Raw genomic sequence first — 21,463 nt, 5'->3', positions numbered from 1 at the left:
CACGGGCCTGAACGTGGATTACAGCCCCTCCAGTTCCGCCATCAAGTCACTGAGACGGTCGACCTTCTCTTCGTTGATCTCGCTGTTGTCCAGCCCCTGGATGTACTGCGCCAACGCTTGTACGCAACTGCACTCAAACATCGCCCGCAGCGGTACGTTACGTTGCAACACCTTCTGCACCCGTGAGGCGATTTGCGTGGCCAGTAACGAATGCCCGCCCAACGCGAAGAAATTGTCGGTGACCCCCACCCGGTCCACCTGCAACACCTCGGCCCAAATATCGGCCAGGGTCTGCTCCAGCTCCGTGCGCGGCGCCAGGTAATCTTCGCGCGGCTGTTGGCCGATCTCGAGTGCCGGCAACGCCTTGCGGTCCAGCTTGCCGTTGGCATTGAGCGGCAGCCGCTCCAGCCACGTCCAGTGCAGCGGCACCATGTACTCCGGCAGTTCGGCCCGCAGACGCTGCTGGATGCGCTGCAGCGCCTCGCCATGGCTCAGCGCCGACGGTGCGGCCACCAAATACCCCACCAGGTACTTACCATTGGCGCCCTCCTGCACGCCAACCGCCGCGTCACGCAACGGCGGCTGTTCGTGCAGACGCGCTTCGATTTCCCCCAGCTCGATGCGGTAACCGCGAATTTTCACCTGATGGTCGATGCGCCCCACGTATTCCAGCACCCCGTCCAGGCGACGTCGGGCCAGGTCGCCGGTGCGGTATAAACGCTCACCCGGCGCGCCGTACGGGTTCGGCACAAAGGCGATGGCGGTGCGCAGCGGATCACTCACGTAGCCGCGCCCCACCCCGGTGCCCGCCACACACAACTCGCCCACGGCGCCCAGCGGTACCAGTTGCAGGGCGCTGTCCAGCACAAACAACCGGTTGTTGTCGGTCGGGGTGCCGATCGGCAAATAGCTGCCCTGGGTCGACGCCTGATCGACACGGAAAAACGCCACGTCGTCCGAACATTCCGCCGGGCCATAGGCGTTGACCAGCCCGATCTCCGGATACCGCGCCAGCCATTGCTGGGCCAGTTCCGGCGGCATCGCCTCACCTGTCGGCAACATCCAGCGCAAGCCGTCGAGGGGCACAGGCGCCTGCGCCAGCATCCCTTGAATCAGCGACGGCACGCTTTCCAGCACGCTGATGCGCTGCGCAGTGACCTGCGCCAACAACGCCTGCGGGTCATGGGCAAGGGTGTTCGGCACGATCGCCACCCGCGCCCCGAACAACGGGGCCGCCAGGAACTGCCAGACCGAGATGTCAAAGCTTTGCGAGGCCGTCTGGGCAATCACGTCCCGCTCGGTCAGTTGCAGGTACGGCACTTTGCTCAACTGGTTGTTGAGCATGCCACGCTGTACCACCATCACACCTTTGGGCAAACCGGTTGAGCCCGAGGTGTAAATCACGTACGCGAGCTGGTCGGGCTGGCTGTAGACCTGCGGGTTATGCCCGGCGAGCGCTGCTGCCTGCACCTCTTCCCAGACCAGCAGGCGCGGACGGATCGGGCACCCGGCGTCGTCGATCAACCCTTGGGCCTGTTCCCGGCACGCTTCGGTGCACACCAGTAACGGCGCGCGGCTGAGGTCGAGGAGTCGGCTCAGGCGCGCCCCCGGCAGCCCTGGGTCCAGCGGCAAATAACCGGCCCCGGCCTTGAAGCTGCCAATCATCATGCCCAGCAACGGCAAACCGCGCTCCGCCAGCAACGCCACAGGTTGGTCCGGGCGCACACCGGCGTTGATCAGGGCATGCCCCAGGCGGTTGCTGACCGTATTGAGCTCGCGGTAGCACCATTGCTGATCGAGGCAACTGGCCACAATCCGCTCGGGGTGCGCCGCCACCTGCGCTTCGAACAACTGGACATAACTGTGCTCCAGCGGGTAGTCGCGCTGGCTCTGGTTGCAGCCGTCGATCAAGAAGTCACGCTCACGGTCGCCCAGCAAAGGCAACTGCGCCATGTCACCCTCCAGCCCGTCCATTAACGCCAGCAGCAGGCGCTTGAATTCCGACAACAGCCGTTCGACGCTGCTGCGCTCGAAGTAACGCTGGTCATAAGACAGGTGCAGGCCCAGGTCATCACCGGGGTAGCACACAGCCGTCAGCGGGAAGTTGGTATGGGTACGGCCCGAGTCCGAGGTCGCTTTCAGGTGCTGGGCCCGGTCCATGACTGACATGTCCACGGGCGCGTTCTCGAACACGAACAAGCTGTCGAACAGCGGTTGGCCTTTTGGCAACTCACTGCGCTCCTGAATCGTCACCAGCGGCAGGTATTCGTACTCGCGCAGCTCCATGTTATGCGCCAGCAGTTGACTCAACCATTGACGCACGCCCAGCGCCTGAACGTCCTCCGGCATCTGCACCCGCAGGGCCACGCTGTTGATGAACAACCCGACCGTGTGTTGCATCTGTGGCAGCTCCACCGGACGACCGGCCACGGTCACGCCGAACAACACGTCACGCTCGCCGCTGAATCGGCGCAGCACCAACGCCCACGCTGCCTGAGCAAAGGTGTTGATGGTCAACTGATGCTGTTGCGCCAGTTCCCGCAGCCGCACGCCGTCCTGCACCTCAAGGCGGGTGTAGCAATCGCCCACCAGCATGCCGCCGCTGTCGCCCGCATGCTCGCGCAGGAACGGACGGTCGCTCGGGATGTAGGTGGTGTGTTCAAAGCCTTGCAGGTTGCGTTGCCACCACTGGTTGGCCTGTTGCAGGTTCTGCTGTTGCAACCAGCCGATGTAGTCACGGTAGCGCGGCGCCAGCGCCAACTGCGGCGCACGACCCTCGCCCAGCGCGCTGTAGATTTCAAAGAAATCACTCATGAGCAGTGAGCGGCACCACGCATCGATCAGGATATGGTGGTTGCTCATCATGAACCAGTAGCGCGCCTCCCCGACCCGGATCAGCCGCAGGTGGAACGGCGCCTGGTTGAGCAAGTCGAAACCGGCTTCACGTTCCTGCTTGAGCAACGCTTGCAGCCGCGCTTCGTGGCCTTCCTGCGGCGCATCGCTCCAGTCCTGATAATCCACGGCGGTGGCGCCGGGGCGATGAATGATTTGTAGCATGTGCTCACCGGCGTTCCAGCAGAACGAGGCACGCAACGCTTCATGCCGTGCGACCACGGCTTGCCAGGCCTGAGCAAAACGTTGCGGGTCCAGCGCGCTGTTGATGCGGTAGCGGTCCTGCATGTAATACAACCCGGTGCCCGGCTCCAGCAAGGTGTGCAACAGCATGCCTTCCTGCATGGGGGTCAGCGGGTACACGTCTTCGATGCACTCGGCGGGCACCGGCAGCGCGTCCAGCTGCGCCTGAGTGAGCGCGGCCAGCGGGAAGTCCGACGGCGTCAGGCCACCGGCACCGTCGCTCACGCAATGCGCAATCAGCGCCTCAAGCTCGCGCAGGTAGTCCTGCGCCAGCGACTGCACGGTGGTCGTTTCATATCGGTCAGCGCTGAAGGTCCAGCGCAGCAGCAACTCGCCGCCGTAGACCTGACTGTCGATGCTCAACTCGTTGGGCAACGACGCCTGCGGGTCATGGGCCGCCCCCACCGGTTCATCCAGCGGCCGGAATAACGCATCGCTGGCAAAGCTCTGGTCGAACTGACCCAGGTAATTGAACGTGACCGCCGCTTCGGGCAATGCGGCCAGCGCCTGGCGGGTTGCGTTGTCGGTGAGGTAACGCAGCACGCCATAGCCCAGGCCCTTGTGCGGGACGCTGCGCAGGTGTTCCTTGATGGCTTTGATCGAAGCGCCCTGATCGTCGCTCAGTGGCGGGGTCAGGCGCACCGGATAGGCACTGGTGAACCACCCCACGCTGCGGCTCAGGTCGATGCCGTCGAACAGCGTTTCCCGGCCGTGGCCTTCCAGTTGCACCAACGCCGAGGGTTGCCCCGTCCAGCGGCACATGACCCGCGCCAACGCAGTCAGCAACAGGTCATTGACCTGTGTGCGATACGCGCTCGGCGCCTGTTGCAGCAATTGACGGGTACGCTCGGCATCCAGACGCACGCTGACCGTCTGCGCGTGCAGGTTTTGCCGGCTGCCCTGCGGTCGGTCGCAAGGCAACACGACCTGTGGCCCGTTGAGTTGCGCTTGCCACTGGCTCAGTTCTTCGCGCAAGGCGTCGCTGCCGGCATAGGCCTGCAAACGTTCGGCCCAGTCACGCAGGGCGCTGGTTTTGGCGGGCAGGTTCAGCGGCGCCTGCGCCGCCCGTTGGCGATAAACGGTTTGCAGATCGTCCAGCAGCACCCGCCAGGACACACCGTCAACGACCAGATGGTGAATCACCAACAGCAGGCGTTGCTCACCCTGCGGCCCGTCGATCAATAGCGCCCGCAGCAACGGCCCGCGGTCCAGGTTGAGGCTGCGCTGGGCCTCGTCAAACAGGGCCTCGCAGGCGTGCCAGTCATTCACCTGGGCCTGCCACAGCAGCGCCTGATCGGCATCGCTCCGGTATTGAGCACGCCATTGCCCGGCGTGGCACTCAAAACCAAGGCGCAAGGCATCGTGATGCGCCAACAATGCCACCAGCGTCTGTTCCAGCAGCTCGGGCTCAAGGCGCAAGGTCGGCTGCAACAGCACCGACTGGTTCCAGTGCGCGCGGTGCGGCATGTCGGTGTCGAAGAACCAGTGCTGGATCGGGGTCAACGCCGATTCGCCCGTAAGTGGCCCTTGTTCGGCCGTGGTCTGCTCTGCGTGCGTGGCCACGCTCGCCAACGCTTGCACGGTTTGATGCCGGAACAAATCCCGCGGGCTGAAATGGATGCCCAGTTGCCGGGCGCGGCTGACCACCTGAATCGACAGGATCGAGTCGCCGCCCAACTCAAAGAAGTTGTCGTTGAGCCCAACCTGCGCCAGGTTCAGCACGTCACACCAGACCTGCGCCAGGTGCTGTTCCAGCGGGTTGCTGGGGGCCACGTAGTGCTGACGGTTCAGCTCGGGGTCCGGGCTGGGCAAAGCACGCCGATCCAGCTTGCCGTTGGCCGTCAGCGGCATGCTGGCCAACAGCATCAGGTGGGTCGGCACCATGTAATCGGGCAACTGCACCTTGAGCCCGGCCTTCAGCGCTTCACGCAAGGCCGCTTGCCGGGCCTCGTCCTGCTGCGCCGGGTCGCACACCAGATACGCCGCCAGTTGTTTGCCGCCGGGCAGGTCCAGCGCCAGCACCACGGCTTCGCGCACAGCCGGGTGTTCCAGCAGGCGACTTTCGATTTCCCCCAGCTCGATGCGAAAGCCTCGGATTTTGACCTGATGGTCGACCCGGCCCACGTATTCGACCTGCCCGTCAGCGCGTTGGCGCACCCGATCGCCGGTTCGGTAGAGCCGTCCGCCCACGTCAGAAAACGGGTCAGCCACAAAGCGTTCGGCGGTCATGCCCGGGCGTTGGTGATAGCCCTGCGCCAGACCGGCGCCGCCCACGTACAGTTCGCCCGTGGCGCCCTGCGGCACCTGTGCCAGCCCGGCATCGAGAATGTACGCCACGCGGGCACCGATCACGCGGCCGATGGCCACGCTGCCCGCGCCCTCCTCCAGTTGCTCGGGCGCCAAGCTTGCCAGCGGCATGACCACGGTCTCTGTCGGGCCATAGGCGTTGAAAAACTGTTGCGGCCGGAACGCGGCCCGAATCCGTTGCACATGCTCACCGGTCAGGGCTTCGCCGCCCGTGATGCACAGGCGCACCGGCAGGGTCTGCTGTTGCGTGGCCAGCCACTGCGCCAGTTGGCTGCCGTAGCTTGGGGTGAACCCCAGAATGTTGACCTGCTGTTCACTAATCAGCTGGCAGATCTCTTGCGCGTCCCATTGCCCCTGAGCGCGCAACACCACCCGTGCGCCGCACAGCAACGGCACCAGCAACCGCTCGGTCGCCGCATCGAAGTTGATGGAGTAAAAATGCAGTTCACAGTCGTCCGGGCGCATGCCGAAGCTATCGATCACCGCACGGCAATGCATGGCGATTTCGCCGTGGGCCACCACCACCCCTTTGGGCTGTCCGGTGGAACCCGAGGTGTAAATGAGGTAGGCCTGATGCTGCGCCAGGCTGATAAACGGCAACTCGGCAGTCGGGTAGGCGGCCAGTTGCGCGCCGTCTTGCTCGGCACACCAGCGCGCCACGCCTTGCGGCAATGGCCCCAGGGCCTCAAACAAAGCGCGGTGGCTGAGCAGCAAGCCGATGCCGCTGTCTTCAATCATGTAATGCAGGCGTTCGAGCGGGTATTCCGGGTCCAGCGGCACGTAAGCGCCCCCGGCCTTGAGAATGGCCAGCAGGCCGACCACCATCTCCAGCGAGCGCTCCAGCGCCAGCCCCACCCGCACCTGCGGGCCCACGCCGCGTTCACGCAGCATCCACGCCAGACGGTTGGCGCGGCTGTCCAGCTCGCCGTAACTCAGGTGTTGCCCGGCAAAGGTCAAGGCAATGGCTTCGGGCCGCGCCAGCGCCTGTTCGGCAAACAGCGTGTGAATACACAGGTCCGGGGCGTAATCACCTGCCGGGGCGGCCATGGCCTCAACCTGTTGCTGTCGTTCATCGGCGTGCATCAGCGGCAAGTCGCTCAGGCGTTGTTGCGGATCACCCAGCAACCCCTCCAACAGCGTGCGCCAATGCGCGGCCATGCGGGCGATGCGCGGTTCATCAAACAGGTCCGTGCTGTACGTCAGGCAGCACCCCAGCCGATGGTCGAGGTCGGTGACTTCCAGATTCAGGTCAAACTTGGTGGCCCGCGCGTCGTTGGCCAGGTACTCGACGGTCATGCCCGCCAGCTCCCGGCGCTGCTGGAATTCCCAGCGCTGGACGTTGCACATCACTTGAAACAGCGGGTTGTAGGCCGCGCTGCGAGGCGGTTGTAGCGCTTCGACCACGTGATCGAACGGCAAGTCCTGATGGGACTGCCCTTCAATCACCGTGTGGCGCACCTGTTCGAGCAACGCGCCGACACTCATGTGCGCGTCGAGCTGGCAGCGCAGCACCTGGGTGTTGAGGAAGGCGCCGATCAGCCCTTCACTTTCGGGCCGAATGCGGTTGGCCACCGGCGCGCCGATGCGCACGTCGGTCTGGCCACTGTAGCGATAAAGCAATACGGCCAGGGTGGCGGTCATGGTCATAAACAGCGTCAGGCCGTGCTCGGCATTGAAACGGCGCACGCGGGCCGCCAGCTCATCACTCAGGTCAAAGCGAAACAACCCACCCTGATGGCTCTGCACCGGGGGCCGTGGGCGATCGCCCGGCAACTCCAGCAGCGGGTGCTCATGCCCCAATTGGGCGGTCCAGTAATCGAGCTGGCGCTGACGCTCGCCCGATTCCAGCCACTGGCGCTGCCACACGCTGTAATCCAGGTACTGCACGGCCAACGGCGCCAGCGGCGATAACCGGTCATCGAGAAAGGCTTCATAGAGCTGACCCAGCTCGCGGGCGAAAATATCCATCGCCCAGCCTTCGGTGACGATGTGGTGCAAGGTCAGCACGAAGTAGTGCTCGCGCTCCCCGGCCTTGACCATGCACGCCCGCAATAACGGGCCGGTTTCCAGATCGAACGGGCGATGCGCTTCGGTGTCGGCCAGCGCCTGCAAACGCTGCTGGCGGGTGGTTGGGTCCAGGGCGCTGAGGTCGAGCCAGGCCATGTGCAGGCCGGTTTCACGGTGAACCTTCTGACAAGCCACCCCGTCCACGCTCGGGAACGTGGTGCGCAGGGTTTCGTGACGCAGGATCAGCGCCTGCAAGGCTGCCTCGAAACGGTCCACATCCAGCACACCTTTAAGTCGCGCCATTCCGCCGACGTTGTAAGCCGGGCTGTCGGGCTCCATCTGCCAGAGGAACCACATGCGCTGCTGGGAGTACGACAAGGGTACGGGCTGGCTGCGATCGACCGTTTCAATCGGCAAGTGCGTGTTGTGCGTGCCGGTTGCCTGAATCAGCGCCACGGCGTCCACGAACGTCCCCAGCTCACTGGCTTCAAACAGTGTGCGCAACGCCAATTCGACGTCACAGGCCTGCCGGACCCGCGACACGATCTGCGTGGCTAGCAGCGAGTGCCCGCCCAGGGCAAAGAAATCATCGCGCAGCCCGATGCGCGCCTGCCCCAGCACTTCGCGCCAGATGGCGGCAATTTGCTGTTGCAGCGCGGTGACGGGCTCGACGTGTTCACGCACGCACCATTGCGGTGACGGCAAGGCGCGCGGGTCCAGCTTGCCGCTGGGGCTCAAGGGCATGGCCGCCAGTTGCATGAGCTGCGCGGGCACCATGTACTCCGGCAGTTCCCGTGCCAATGCGGCACTCAGTGACTGGCTGTCGAGCGCGTGGTTTTCAACGCAGGTGTAGTAACCGATCAACTGCGGCCCGGCGGCCGTGTCGCGAATCACCACGGCGGCGTGTGCCACGCCCGGCTGCGCCAGCAAGCGTGCTTCGATCTCCTGCGGTTCTACCCGGAACCCGCGCAACTTGACCTGCTGATCGAGCCGACCGAGGTATTCCAGCGCCCCCTCAGCGCCCCAGCGCACCCGATCACCGGTGCGGTACAGGCGTGAGCCGGGCTCGCCCAGCGGGTCAGCGATGAACCGTTCGGCGGTCAGCCCCGGACGCTGCTGGTAACCCCGCGCCAGACCGATGCCGCCGATGCACAGCTCACCCGGCACCCCGGCGGGCAGCGGGTTGAGTTCGCTGTCGAGCACGCGGCACAGCACGTTGCCCAGCGGCCGACCGATGGGCGAGCGTTCGCCGTCGGCCGGGCTGCACGCCCAATGGGTGACGTTGATCGCGGTTTCAGTCGGCCCGTAACGGTTGTGCAATTGCACGTTCGGCAACTGCGCCAGCACCCGGTCACGCAACGCGGCGGGCAACGCTTCGCCGCCGGAAAACAGGCGACGCAGGCTGTGGCAGTGCACGGTTTGCGGCTCGTCGACAAACACACGCAGCAGTGGCGGCACAAAGTGCAGCGTGGTCACGCCAAATTGCTGCACCACTTGCGCAATGCGCTGCGGGTCGCGGTGTTCGCCAGGCCCGGCCAGTACCAGCGGGCAACCGGTCATCAGCGGCCAAAAACATTCCCACACCGACACGTCAAAACTGATCGGCGCTTTTTGCAGCAGCACGTCATCGGCCTGCAGTCCATAGGTGGCCTGCATCCAGTGCAGACGCTCACTCAGCGCGGCATGGGTATTGCCCACGCCTTTGGGCAAGCCAGTGGAGCCGGAGGTGTAAATCACATACGCCAGGTTATCGCCGTGCAGGTGCAGGCCCGGCGCATGGCTGGGCCAGGTGTCGAGCTTGAGCAGGTCCATCGCAATCACGCTCACGCCTTGCACCGCCGGCAAGGCTTGCAGTAGCGGGCTCTGGGTCAGCAGCAACGCCGCGCCGCAGTCCTCCAGCATGTAGGCCAGACGCTCTGCAGGGTAATCCGGGTCCAGCGGCACATAGGCGCCGCCCGCCTTGATGATTGCCAACAGGCCGATTAACAGTTGCGGGGATCGCTCGGCCGCAATCGCCACCGGCACGTCCGGCCCCACCCCTTTGTCACGCAGGTACTGGGCCAAGCGGTTAGCCTGGGCATGCAGCCCGGCAAAATCGAGGCTGCCGCCGTCCCACTGTAACGCCACGGCGTCGGGCGTTTGCTGGGCCTGTTGCTCCAGCAATTGCGGCAACCACTGAGACGCCGGAGCGCAAGGCGCGGCACCCCAGGCCTGTTGTTCGGCGGCTTGCCCGGGCGTCACGAGGTGCAGGTCGCCCACTGCCTGTTCCGGGGTGTTGCTGACTTGGTGCAGCAGGCTGACGTAATGCTCGGCCAGGCGCGCAATGGTGCTGGCTTCGAACAGTTCATCGGCGTAATCAAACGACAGTGTCAGCCGCCCTTGGCGATCTTCTTCACTGTGCAATTGCAGATCGAACTTGGCTTCGCGGCTGTGCCAGTCCAGCTCTTCTGCCAACAACCCCGGCAGCCGGCGCAAGGCCGCCGGATCGCGTTGCTGGTGGTTAAACATGACCTGAAACAACCCCTGTTCGCGGGCCTGCGGCAGTGCCTCGATCAGTTGTTCAAACGGCACGTCCTGATGCGCCTGTGCCTCCAGGGTGACCTGCCGGGTTTGCGCCAACAGTTCAGAGAACGGCAAACGCCCGTCCAGTCCGGCCCGCAGCACCAGGGTGTTGATGAAGAAACCGATCAGGCCGTGGGTTTCCTGGCGCGCACGGTTGGCGCTGGGCACACCAATGCGAATGTCGCGCTGGCCGCTGTAGCGGTAGAGCAGCGTTTGAAACGTCGCCAGCAGCCACATGAAAGACGTGGCGTTGTGCGCATGTGCCGCGGTGCGCACCGCGTCGCTCAAGGCGGCATCCAGCTTGAGGGTGTGACGGGCCGCGCTGGACCGTTTAAGGGCCGAACGCGGGTGATCGGTGGCCAGACGCAACACCGGGTGTTCATCGCCCAATTGCCGGGTCCAGTAATCGAGCTGGCGCCCCGCCTCGCCTTGCGCCAGCCATTGACGCTGCCAACTGCCGTAGTCGGCATATTGCAAGGCCAAAGGGGCAAGTTGCAGCGACTGACTCAGGCAAGCCGCCGCGTACAGCCGGGAGAACTCGTCGACCAACAGGTTCAGCGACCAACCGTCGGCAATGATGTGGTGCAGGGTCAGCAGCAGGTGGTGCTCGTGTTCATCGAGCTTGACCAGCATCACCCGATACAACGGCCCCTGCTCCAGGTCGAACAGGGTGCAGGCTTCCTGCTCGCGGATCTGCCGCGCACGGGCCTCCCGCAGATCGGCTGGCAGATCGCTGATGTCGATGAGGTGCAGGTCGAAGCCGGCCGCTTCGTCGACGCGCTGCATCGCCTGCCCGTCCCGTTCGTAAAAGCGCGTTCGCAATGCCTCGTGGCGCTCGATCAACTGCGCAAAACTGCTGCACAGCGCGGCCTGATCCAGCTCACCGCGCAACCGCAACGCGCCGGGGATGGTGTACGCGCGGCTGGTCGGGTCCAGTTGCCACAAGAACCACAGGCGGTGTTGCGCCAAGGATTGCGGCAAGCCCTCTTCACGCGGCAACGCACGTATGGCGCCCTGCGCCGGGCCGCCTGCCTGTTGCAATGCGGCAACCTGCGCCGCGAACGTCCCCAGCGTCGGCGCTTCGAACAGCACACGCAGGCTCAGCTCCAGCTTGAGTTCTGCTTGCAGGTGAGCGATCACCTGCGTGGCCAGAATCGAGTTGCCACCCAACAGGAAAAAGTGGTCGTCGGCGGCCACTTGCTCGACCTGCAAATGTTCGCACCACACCCACGCGATCAACGCTTCCAGCTCGCTGCCGCGCCCGGCGTCCGCTTCGCCCGCCTGCGCAGGGCCGTGGGAGGGGAACTGCGCATAACCGTCGAGGCTGCCATCGGCCAGACGATTGCGGCAGGCAGAACGTTGCAATTTGCCGCTGGAGGTTTTGGGCAAGGCGCCGGGGTTGAGCAACACCACCACACTCGGCGCCTGCTGGCAGGCCTCGGCCACGGCCTGGCGAATGGCGTTGATCAGCGCATCGGGCGGCAGGATTTTTTGCACGCTGCGGCTGATCTCGGCCGCAATGCCAATCCCCTCTTCGCCTTTGACATTCACCGCGAACGCCGCCACGCGACCTTTGCGCACCACCTCCACTTCGCGCTCGATGGTTTTTTCAATGTCTTGCGGGTAGAGGTTTTGCCCGCGCACGATCAGCAGGTCTTTCAGGCGTCCGGTGATAAACAGTTCACCGTCATGCAGAAAGCCCAGATCGCCGGTGCGCAGCCAGGTCTGACCTTCGAATTGAACGAAGGTGGTGGCGCTGGCTTCAGGGTTGCGCCAATAGCCGTGCGCAATGCTTGGGCCGCTGGCCCAAACTTCGCCCACGCAATCGTCTGCCAGTACGCACAGACGGTTGGGCTCCACGATCATGACTGCGTGTTCCGGCTGATGGGTGCCGCAGCTCATGACCGCGCTGCCGTCACCGGCCACGATGCGGTTGTCAGCCAGCGCCAGTTCGTCCAGACGCAACGCAGGAATGCCCTGCCCGCGCTGGCCGCCTGCCACAAACAGCGTGGCCTCGGCCAGGCCATACGAGGCGAAATAGCTGTTGGCACTGAACCCACAGGGCGCGAATTTTTCAGCGAAGCGCTCCAGGGTGTCCTGACGGATCGGCTCGGAACCCGAGTACGCGACGCGCCAACGGCTCAAGTCGAGACCGGCCAGCGCACTGTCGCTGACTCGCTCGCTGCACAGTCGATAGGCGAAATCAGGGCCGCCGCTGATGGTGCCGCCGTACTCGCTGATGGCTTCCAGCCAGCGCAGCGGACGGGTCAAAAAATACGCCGGCGACATGAGCACGCACGGCACACCGCTGAAGATTGGCTGCAACAGGCCGCCGATCAGGCCCATGTCGTGGTACAGCGGCAACCAGCTGACGATCACATCGTCGGGGTTGAGGTCGATGCCGAAGCCGCGACGGATCAGCACTTCGTTGGCCACCAGGTTGCCGTGGGTCACTTGCACACCTTTGGGCAAGGCCGTGGAGCCTGAGGTGTATTGCAAAAAGGCAATGTCATCGGCCTGCACCGCCACGGGCTGCCACTGTCGGGCCAGGCCGGGCTCAAGCGCATCCACACACAGCAACGGCGGCGCGTCGGCAGCGGTCAACGCGTCCAGTTGCATCAGCGGCGGGCGCAGGTTGCTGTGGGCCAGCAGGACGCGGGGTTGGGCGTCGGCCAGAATCGACAGCAAACGCTCCTGATGATGACGGCGCGCCGATTCAGGCGGATACGCCGGAACCGCAATCACGCCCGCATACAGGCAACCAAAAAACGCCGCCACGTAGTCCGGCCCGCTGGGGAACAACAATACGGCGCGGTCGCCCGGCCCGGCCGTGGCCTGCAAGGCCGCCGCGATGGTCCGCGCGCGCTGGTCCAGGTCGCCATAGCTCAGCACCTGCCCACCCTGCGGATCGTCAGCAAGAAAGCGTAAAGCCAGGCGGTCCGGGGTGCGGGCTGCGCGGTGTTGCAGGGCTTGAGCCAATGTACCGGGGAGTTCGAACGCGTCCATCTTGGGGTTTCCTGTAGAGGGCCGACGGGGTTTCGCGGTGACGGCGAAACGCCAACAGGCTCCAGGCTTGAAAAAAATCGGTCTGCTTGAAGTACGAGAAGCCGGGGCTGCGCTTTACACGTGGGGGCTGGCCATTGGCCGGGCCTGATGGTTGCGCCAGCGCGCCAGATGTTCTTCGGCGTAGCGGCGCAGGCAACGCAGCAAGGGTTGCTCCTGCTCCACCAGAAAGAAGTGATGCCCCTCGAACATGTCGAGGGAAAACCTGCAGCAAGTGTCGGCCTGCCAGTCGAGCAGTTGATCGGCGCGAACGCTGTCCTGCTTGCCGCCAAAGACGTGAATCGGCAGCGCCAGCGGCGTGCGCTGGCCATAGGTGAAACTGCCACACAGCAAAAAGTCGGCGCGCAGGATGGGCAGCATCAATTGCATCAGTTCGGTGTTGGCCAGCACGGCGTCGTCGGTGCCTTTCAACTCGCGCAGCCGGGCGAGCAGTTGCGCATCGGACTTGGCCACGGCGTATTCGCTGACATCGCGCCGGGCCGGGCCCGCCGTGGCCGACGCAAACAGCGCTAACGGCGTTGGCAGGCCGCGCTCACGCAAGGCATGCACCAGCTCGAAGGCCAGCAAGCCGCCGAGGCTGTGGCCGAAAATGGCGAAGGGTCGATCCAGCTCGGGGCTGATTTCGTCCGCCAGTTGATGGGCCAGGCGTTTGATGTCGCATTGCAGCGGTTCGTCCATGCGCATCCCGCGCCCCGGCAGCTCCAGCGCACGCACGTGCAGCCACTCAGGCAATGAACGCCGCCAGCGGTTGTAGGCCATGGCACTGGCGCCCGAGTGGGGCAGGCAAAACAGGCGCATGTTGATCACCTCACTCATCGCCCGACGCCACTGCCTGACGCCGGATGGATCTGCGCAAGGTGCGTGGGTGCCCCCTCTAAACTCGCTGCGTGTTTACGGTCCTTTCCCATCTCGCCCTCCTGTCCGAGCCATTACTTGGCCAGCTCTGATACCGGCCCATGTCCATTGAGAACGGTTGGCCGACGCAAATAATTAGTCCCGCGAGAGGGGGTGATTTTGAGCGGACAGTGCGTGATGTGAGGCGTTTCTCAAAGTGAGGTAATCGACTTCATTAATTCTCTTTCTCAATTGACAATCATTATCATTCAACCTAATTTGTTGCGAGCTGTGTAGGCCGTGGCTTGTCCAGACGCCCACACTTTTTCAATTGCAACAGGTGATTTCCATGACGGAACAAGTGTCCACAAGCAGGTGCGATTCACCCTTACTTCAAGCCTTTGTTGAAAACCGGCTCATCCTGGTCAAGATTGCAGCACGCATCACCGGGTGTCGGTCCAGAGCTGAAGATGTGGTGCAGGACGCCTTCTTCCGTTTGCACGCTGCGCCGCAGATCACCTCATCGTTCAAGGCGCAATTGAGCTACCTGTTTCAGATCGTGCGTAACCTGGCGATCGATCATTACCGCAAGCAGGCGCTGGAGCAGAAATACTCCGGCCCGCAAGAGGAAGGCTTGAATGTGGTCATCCACGGCGCATCGCCCGAAACCTCGCACATCAACTTTTCAACCCTGGAAAACATTGCCGACGCACTGACCGAACTGCCCAGCCGTACGCGCTATGCCTTCGAGATGTATCGCCTGCACGGGGTTCAGCAAAAGGACATTGCCAAGCAATTGGGGGTGTCGCCGACGCTGGTGAATTTCATGATCCGCGACGCCCTGATCCACTGCCGCAAGGTCTCGGGCACCCCACGCGATACCTTCGCGCGCCGCTGAGCGTCAACGCCACTTGCAGGAGCGCGCCCGCCCCTGCAAGCCCCGGCCAGCCGCTAGACCAGCTCGCACCCTTCGAAGAAACGCTCGCGGCTTTGCATCATCAGCGCCGCACGCTTGTGCGGGAAGTTGAACTCTTTCTCGCAGTGAAACCCGTGAGACTGCATGTAGCCGATCATTTTCGCGTTATCGGCGCGCGGCTCAGCCACCACGCGCTGAGTACGCGGGTCGTCCAGAAACACGTAGTGCGTCAGCGCCGACAGCCAACTGGCGACTTTGTGCGGCCCGCGATGCGCCTGCTCCCCCACCAGCATGTGAATGCCGCGGTCGTAATCGTCCACGTCATAAAACGGCGCGATACGGTCTTCTTTCGCCCAGTACACTTCGAAATACGCAAACGGCTGGTCATCGATGCAGCCAATCAAGGTGACGGTGTGCGGGTCAGCGGCCAAGGTCTCGAGGAATTGGCGGTGGCGCTCAAGGGTGCCGCCCTCCTCCCAGAAATCCATGACCCGGGGCGTGTTCTGCCAGCGGTTGAAGCGTTCAAGGTCGGCTTCGATATCCAGGGTGCGCAGGGATATCCAGCTGCCCAGCCGGGCATCAAAACGCCGGTACACCTCGCCCACCGGTTTGGGCGCGCGCAGCGGATGACGTTTACCCCCGCTGATGACCATGTGCTGCGGGTACGCCGCCACGGGCGCATCGCCGGTCCATGGACGGGGCTGTTGCCAAAACAGACTGCGCAGGCATTGGTAGTGCCCGGCAACCTCGGTGGCACGCAACAGCCCGCTGCGCAATGCCGCGGGCGGGGGCGGATCGAGATGCCAGGTCAATTGCTGACACGCAGGATCACTGGCAAACAACCAGTAACAAGCCGCCCACACGCCTTGCAGCGAGGCGCCGGGGTGACCGTCTTGCAGGTGCAGTTCAAGGGTGTCGCCACGCTCAAGGCGCAGGTCGATCAGCGGGTGTTGCCCCTCAGTCAGGCTCAGGCGGGTGTCGGTCAGGTCGGCACTCAGATCGCGCCAGCGGGGTTGAAACGGGAAAACAGCAGTCATGGCTTGGGCTCACGATTATCGTCAACAGTCAGGCTGTTTGACGTTAGCCGACCCGCAGAATTTAGGGCAGCACCTCAGCCAGTGGCCGACGCATGGGCACCACGTCCACTTGAAACGGCTCGAAGATCGCCTTGATCTGGCCGTTGTCACGCAGCTGTTGCAACAGGGCCGCCAACTGCGGGGCGGCAATCGGCGCCTGTGGCCGCAGCAAGGCGTAGTGGTGGTAGATCTGGTCAATGCGCTGGGACACCAACACCTGGGGCTTGATCTTCGGGTTGCGGGCGAGCAGCTCGGTGAGATTGGAACGGGTAATCAACGCCACATCGACCCGGCCACGCAGCACCATCAGCAGGTTACTTTCGTGGGAGTACGTGAGCGTGGCATTGAAGTGCTGCGCCAGGTAACGGGGTGAAGGGTTGAACCCGGCGAACGCGTAGTGATAGCCGCTAAACAGCGCCAGCCGTTTATTGCTCAAATCGTCGAAGTAATCCTGTTGGCGGTCTGGCTGTTGCCTGGCAACGAACACCTCGGCATCTTCAAGGCCCATGTCGACCGCGCTGTAGGCAATGTCCTGCCAGCCCCAGGCCGGGTTCTCGAACATCACTACATCGACTCGCCCCTGATCGAAATCACGGAAGCGACGGGGAATGGAACTGGGCACCGGAACAAAACGGAAGTCGTTTTGCAGTTGGTTGAGGGCATCGAGCAATTGCGGCAACAAGCCAGTGTCGACGCCGCTTTCGGGGCGCACTGTGTAGGGGGGAAAGTGAGCAGCGCCGACCCTGACTTCCTGCACGGCCCACACGGGCGTCAGCAACGTCATGCCAAAGACCAGCAACATGCTGTGAGCCATCCGGACTGGCAAACACTTCAAACCGTATACCTCTGGTTACGCCTTTGGCTGGAACTTATTGTTCTGTGCACGACCTTACATCGGGCGCGATGGCCATTCAAACCCGCGTAGCCTACCAAGGAAGCCCTTGACTGGCCCACACAAAAAAGAGCCTAGGCGGATCTCACTGCTTTGGTTACGCTCCACTGCTCAACACCGATGCTGTTTAAGGAAGCCGCACATGCCGCACTGGCTGGTAATTGATCTGGAAGCCACCACCGACGACGGCGGCTGGCCTCTAGAGGAAATGGAGGTGATTGAAATCGGTGCCAGCATCGTCACCCGTTCGGGCCGTGAGGTTGACCATTTTCAACGGTTTATACGGCCCGTGCGCCGCCCTTTACTGACGCCCTTCTGCCGCCAACTGACGCGCATTACCCAGGCCAATATCGACTCCGCCATGCCGATGACGCAGGTCTGGGAGCAGTTTGAACGCTGGCTGCGCCAGCACTTGCCCCACCTTGAAGCCTGGGCCAGCTGGGGCGACTACGACCGTAAGCAACTGCAGCAGGAATGGCAGCAAAAACAGCTCAACAGTGCATTGGCGCATCTGGCGCATCACAACCTTAAACAACAGTTCGCACAGGCACGTCACTTGAAGCAGGCCTTAGGGCTCAACAGCGCGCTGCAACTGGCGGGCCTGCAGTTTCACGGCCAGCAGCACCGGGCACTGGAAGACGCGCGAAATACCGCACGTTTACTGCCGCTGATTCTGGCCGATTAGCACCCTTAAAGGGCGTGACGGGATAAAACGGCTTCTGCATACTGGCCAGCCTTTTTAAGCCCCTACCGAGGAATCGCCATGTTTAAAGTCAACGAATACTTCGACGGCACCGTCAAGTCGATTGCCTTCACGCAAGCCGAAGGCAAGGCCACTATCGGCGTCATGGCCCCGGGTGAATACGAATTCGGCACTGCCGAGCGTGAAATCATGCACGTGGTGTCGGGCGAGCTGAACGTCAAATTGCCGGGCAGCGAGGTCTTCGAAACGTTCAAGACCGGTAGCCAGTTCAACGTACCGGCCAATAGCAAGTTCCAGCTCAAGGTCGTGGTTGAAACCGCCTACCTGTGCGAATACCGCTAACCGGCGGTTGAAGCGCCCCCCCTCGCCAGCGATGACCCGGCATCCCGCCGCGGTGATCGCTGGCGAGGGCGGCGAAGGATGTCAACACACTCCGCTCTCCCGACCTGATCGCTATCCGTTTACCCCTGCACATTGAACTGCAACGCTGCCAACCGCGCATACAGCGGGTTAGTGGCAATGAGCTGCGCGTGGGTGCCGATTGCTATCAACTTGCCCTGATCCATCACCGCAATGCGGTCCGCATTCTGCACGGTGGCCAGGCGATGGGCGATGACCAGCGTGGTACGGCCTGACATCAGGCTGGGCAAGGCTTGCTGAATCAAGTGTTCGCTCTGGGCATCCAGCGCACTGGTGGCTTCATCGAGCAACAGGATCGGCGCGTCCACCAACAGCGCGCGGGCAATCGCCAGGCGCTGACGCTGGCCGCCGGACAATCCCAGCCCGCCCTCCCCCAAATGGGTGCTGTAACCCTCGGGCATTTGCAAAATGAAGTCATGGGCATGGGCAATGCGCGCCGCCGCTTGCACCTGTTCCAGCGTGGCGTCGGGATTGCCGTAGCGGATGTTGTCCTCCACCGAACCAAAGAACAGCGCCGGGCTTTGTGACACCAACGCGAAACAGCGGCGCACGTCCTGCGGGTCCAGTTGCGTGAGGGGCAGCCCGTCCAGCAGGATCTGACCGTGCTGCGGGTCGTAAAAGCGCAACAGCAAATCGAACAACGTCGACTTGCCCGCCCCCGACGGCCCGACCAGCGCCAGCGTCTCGCCTGCATGGACGGTCAGGGTGAGGTCTTCCAGGGCAAAGCGTTCCGGGCGCGAGGGGTAGGCAAACGACACACCTTGCAGGTGCAGAGTGCCCGCCACCTGTTCGGGCAGTGCCAGCAACCCGCTGGCCGGCGCCGAGATCAGGCTTTTGGATTGCAACAACTCGGCGATCCGCTCTGCGGCCCCGGCCGCCCGCTGCAACTCACCAATGACCTCACTCAAGGTGCCAAACGCGCTGCCGACAATCAGGCTGTAAAACACAAAGGCTGCCAGTTCGCCACCGGTAATGCGCCCGGCAATCACGTCCATGCCGCCCACCCACAACATCACCCCGACCGCGCCCAGCACCAGCAGGATCACCAAGGTAATCAGCCAGGCACGCTGCACGATACGCTTGCGCGCGGTGGCGAAAGCCTGTTCAACGGTGTGGGCAAAGCGCTGCCGGTCCTGCTGTTGGTGGTTGTAGGCCTGGACGGTTTTGATTTGCCCCAGGGCTTCGGACACATAGCTCCCGACATCGGCAATCCGGTCCTGGCTTTGACGCGACAGGCTGCGCACCCGGCGGCCAAAAATCAGGATCGGCGCCAGCACCAGCGGCAAGGCCACCACCACGATGCTGGTGAGCTTGGGGTTGGTGATGAACAACAGCACGATGCCCCCGATCACCATCAGGCTGTTGCGCAAGAACAATGACAGCGAAGAACCGATCACCGATTGCAGCAACGTGGTGTCCGCCGTCAGCCGCGACTGGATTTCCGAGCTGCGGTTGTTTTCATAAAAACCGGGGTGCAAGTCAATCAGGTGGTTAAACACCTGACGCCGGATGTCGGCCACCACCCGCTCACCGATCCACGACACCAGATAAAAGCGCACGAACGTCCCCACGGACAGCGCCAGCACCAGGAGCAGGAACACGCCGATGGACTGATTGAGCAGGTGCGGGGACTGAGTCATAAAGCCCTTGTCCACCAGCAGACGAATGCCCTGCCCCATCGACAGCGTGATGCCGGCCGTCACAATCAGTGCCAGCAAGGCGCCTGCGGTGTGCCAGCGATAAGGCGCTACAAAATGAGTCGCCAGACGAAGCGCCCGGCGATGACGAGAAGAAAGCATCCAGAACACCCGAATAAACAAGAAATGCCCCACATGGGCAGTGGACAGCCTACAACGAAAAAACAGGCTTCGATGTAAACCTTTCTCACTCGGTTTGAATATGACCGGCTCATGCCAACCCTAGGTCGGATTGTTCTAAGGTGAGACTGGAAGTTTCAGGATATTTCTGTTTGAGTAAATGGCCGCCAAGGGTTGTCACAGCTTGGTCACTAAATGGAACTACATTAGCGCTACACCCTGATGAGGAGACAGGCCATGGATTTGCAACACAATGTTCAATCAGTACCGGTGATTCGTACCCAGCCCAACCAGTCTGTGGGGTGCGCAATCATTGATGCGCAAGGCAAAGAAGTCGAGATCACCGAAGCGATGATTCAACAGGCGTGCGAAGAGCTGGATAAACGCCTGGTCACACCCAAGCACAAGAACTGACAGACCCCCGTCTTTTGAAAACCGGCCCAAGTGGCCGGTTTTTTTATACGCGGTTAAACCACCACGCAGCCGAGGGCGGCGGCCATTTTAGTCAACGCGGGGTTGTGCCCTTCGATGTGCACGGTCAGCCCTTCAATTTCACGCCGCACCGGGTAGTGCTTGCGCAAACCATCGAACGCCTGCTTTTGCTGATCGACCGGGCCAGTCAGGGTACGTCGAAAATCAGCGTCATCCCGACGCGGGTCATAGACGCCACGGCACACCATGGCCAAGGCCCACGCTTGATCGCTGTTGGCGCTCAATTCAACCTTGGCCAGCCAGGGCGCCGGCAGTAAATCCGCCAGTTGCACCTGCGGCGTCTGACCGAGGAACGCGCACAGCGCCTGATAGATCTGCGCGGTGCCGCGCTGCTTGCCATCCAGGCTGTAACCGGCGATGTGCGGTGTGGCCAAGACGCACAAGTCGGCCAGTTCCACATCAACCTGCGGCTCGCCTTCCCACACATCCAATACGGCTTGCAGGTCTTCACGGGCATTCAGCACGTTGCGCAGCGCAGCGTTGTCCACCACCGGGCCACGGCTGGCGTTGATCAGCCAGGTGCCGGGTTTGAGCCGGTTCAACCGGGCCTCATCCAATAAATGCCATGTCGCGAAATCACCGCTTTTACTCAACGGGGTGTGCAAGCTGATGACGTCACACTGCTCGATGATCTGCTCCAAGCTGACGTAATCTCCGCCTTCAGCCGCCTGACGCAGGGGGTCACACACCTGGACCTTCCAGCCCAGATCACGCAACACCCGGACCAGCCGACCGCCCACCTCACCCGCGCCAATCACGCCATAGGTGCGCTGCGCAAGGTCGGCACCTTCGATGTCGGCCAGTGTCAGCAGGCTGCCAAGCACGTAATCCACCACGCCGCGGGCGTTGCAACCGGGGGCGCTGGCCCACTGAATGCCGGCGTGTTCGAAGTCGTCCAACGCCAGGTGATCGGTACCGATGGTGCACGTGCCGACAAACTTCACGGCGCTGCCTTCCAGCAGTTCGCGGTCGACCCGTGTGACCGAGCGAACCAGCAGCACATCGGCGTCATGCACGTCGGCGCGGGTGATCTGACGCCCCGGCAAACGGCGTATTTCACCGAATGAGGCAAAGAATTCTTCGATCAGCGGAATATTTTCATCAGCAACAATCAACATGGCAGGCTCCTTTGGCGGAGCAGCAGTGTAGGCGTTGTTGTACACAATGAGCCAGCAAGGTGTCACACCGCTTCAGCCCCGGTGCTTACAAACGCACTACAACTGCACAGTTGCCCGGCGG

General features: G+C 62.9%; 10 protein-coding genes. 4 read left to right on the top strand and 6 right to left on the bottom strand.

The annotated features are described in order from the left end of the window. Window positions 1–18 precede the first annotated feature (18 nt). Together V6F78_RS01300 and V6F78_RS01295 are read right to left on the bottom strand one after the other, a co-directional pair. Entirely contained in the window at window positions 19–13,017 is a 12,999-nt protein-coding gene (locus V6F78_RS01300; RefSeq protein ID WP_332726467.1) for a non-ribosomal peptide synthetase, read from the bottom strand. A 114-nt stretch (window positions 13,018–13,131) separates the two neighbouring features. Further along, window positions 13,132–13,890 (bottom strand): thioesterase II family protein, encoded by a 759-nt coding sequence (locus V6F78_RS01295; protein ID WP_332726466.1) that lies wholly within the window; start codon window positions 13,888–13,890, stop codon window positions 13,132–13,134. 367 nt (window positions 13,891–14,257) lie between these two features. Between V6F78_RS01295 and V6F78_RS01290 the strand changes: the two genes are divergently transcribed. Beyond that, window positions 14,258–14,806, top strand: coding sequence for an RNA polymerase factor sigma-70 (locus tag V6F78_RS01290; RefSeq protein ID WP_047292898.1), 549 nt, complete (start codon window positions 14,258–14,260; stop codon window positions 14,804–14,806). Between the two features lie 53 nt (window positions 14,807–14,859). Here the strand turns inward: V6F78_RS01290 and V6F78_RS01285 are convergent, their stop codons facing one another. Continuing rightward, entirely contained in the window at window positions 14,860–15,861 is a 1,002-nt protein-coding gene (locus V6F78_RS01285) for a GNAT family N-acetyltransferase (protein WP_169859008.1), read from the bottom strand. Window positions 15,862–15,922: 61 nt separating this feature from the next. Continuing rightward, on the bottom strand, window positions 15,923–16,702 hold the full coding sequence (locus tag V6F78_RS01280; RefSeq protein WP_254658303.1) for a substrate-binding periplasmic protein: 780 nt from the start codon (window positions 16,700–16,702) through the stop codon (window positions 15,923–15,925). A gap of 232 nt (window positions 16,703–16,934) precedes the next feature. On the opposite strand from V6F78_RS01280, the gene V6F78_RS01275 reads away from it, so the two are divergent. Both V6F78_RS01275 and ppnP read left to right on the top strand, forming a co-directional pair. Beyond that, on the top strand, window positions 16,935–17,477 hold the full coding sequence (locus tag V6F78_RS01275) for an exonuclease domain-containing protein (RefSeq protein ID WP_332726465.1): 543 nt from the start codon (window positions 16,935–16,937) through the stop codon (window positions 17,475–17,477). Window positions 17,478–17,555: 78 nt separating this feature from the next. Next, entirely contained in the window at window positions 17,556–17,837 is a 282-nt protein-coding gene (gene ppnP, locus V6F78_RS01270; protein WP_047292885.1) for a pyrimidine/purine nucleoside phosphorylase, read from the top strand. Window positions 17,838–17,956: 119 nt separating this feature from the next. Here the strand turns inward: ppnP and V6F78_RS01265 are convergent, their stop codons facing one another. Then, on the bottom strand, window positions 17,957–19,714 hold the full coding sequence (locus tag V6F78_RS01265) for an ABC transporter transmembrane domain-containing protein (protein WP_442965102.1): 1,758 nt from the start codon (window positions 19,712–19,714) through the stop codon (window positions 17,957–17,959). A gap of 255 nt (window positions 19,715–19,969) precedes the next feature. Between V6F78_RS01265 and V6F78_RS01260 the strand changes: the two genes are divergently transcribed. After that, a complete protein-coding gene (locus tag V6F78_RS01260; RefSeq protein ID WP_047275201.1) occupies window positions 19,970–20,146 on the top strand; it encodes a PA1571 family protein in 177 nt (58 codons plus the stop codon). 53 nt (window positions 20,147–20,199) lie between these two features. Here the strand turns inward: V6F78_RS01260 and pdxB are convergent, their stop codons facing one another. Continuing rightward, window positions 20,200–21,342 carry a 4-phosphoerythronate dehydrogenase PdxB gene (gene pdxB / locus V6F78_RS01255; RefSeq protein WP_047277648.1) on the bottom strand — a complete coding sequence of 381 codons (1,143 nt, stop codon included), beginning with the start codon at window positions 21,340–21,342 and terminating at the stop codon, window positions 20,200–20,202. Between the last annotated feature and the right edge of the window lie 121 nt (window positions 21,343–21,463).

Origin of the sequence: Pseudomonas sp. ESBL9, from assembly GCF_036668715.1 — a bacterium.
Classification (GTDB): domain Bacteria; phylum Pseudomonadota; class Gammaproteobacteria; order Pseudomonadales; family Pseudomonadaceae; genus Aquipseudomonas; species Aquipseudomonas lundensis.
This window is presented reverse-complemented; position numbering and strand designations above follow the sequence as displayed.

What these genes read in the sequence shown, in the direction of transcription:
- V6F78_RS01275 (WP_332726465.1), top strand. Translation starts at nt 16,935, where the DNA reads ATGCCGCACTGGCTGGTAATTGATCTGGAAGCCACCACCGACGACGGC.
- V6F78_RS01265 (WP_442965102.1), bottom strand. Translation starts at nt 19,714, where the DNA reads ATGCTTTCTTCTCGTCATCGCCGGGCGCTTCGTCTGGCGACTCATTTT.
- ppnP (WP_047292885.1), top strand. Translation starts at nt 17,556, where the DNA reads ATGTTTAAAGTCAACGAATACTTCGACGGCACCGTCAAGTCGATTGCC.
- V6F78_RS01300 (WP_332726467.1), bottom strand. Translation starts at nt 13,017, where the DNA reads ATGGACGCGTTCGAACTCCCCGGTACATTGGCTCAAGCCCTGCAACAC.
- pdxB (WP_047277648.1), bottom strand. Translation starts at nt 21,342, where the DNA reads ATGTTGATTGTTGCTGATGAAAATATTCCGCTGATCGAAGAATTCTTT.
- V6F78_RS01260 (WP_047275201.1), top strand. Translation starts at nt 19,970, where the DNA reads ATGGATTTGCAACACAATGTTCAATCAGTACCGGTGATTCGTACCCAG.
- V6F78_RS01285 (WP_169859008.1), bottom strand. Translation starts at nt 15,861, where the DNA reads ATGACTGCTGTTTTCCCGTTTCAACCCCGCTGGCGCGATCTGAGTGCC.
- V6F78_RS01295 (WP_332726466.1), bottom strand. Translation starts at nt 13,890, where the DNA reads ATGAGTGAGGTGATCAACATGCGCCTGTTTTGCCTGCCCCACTCGGGC.
- V6F78_RS01280 (WP_254658303.1), bottom strand. Translation starts at nt 16,702, where the DNA reads ATGTTGCTGGTCTTTGGCATGACGTTGCTGACGCCCGTGTGGGCCGTG.
- V6F78_RS01290 (WP_047292898.1), top strand. Translation starts at nt 14,258, where the DNA reads ATGACGGAACAAGTGTCCACAAGCAGGTGCGATTCACCCTTACTTCAA.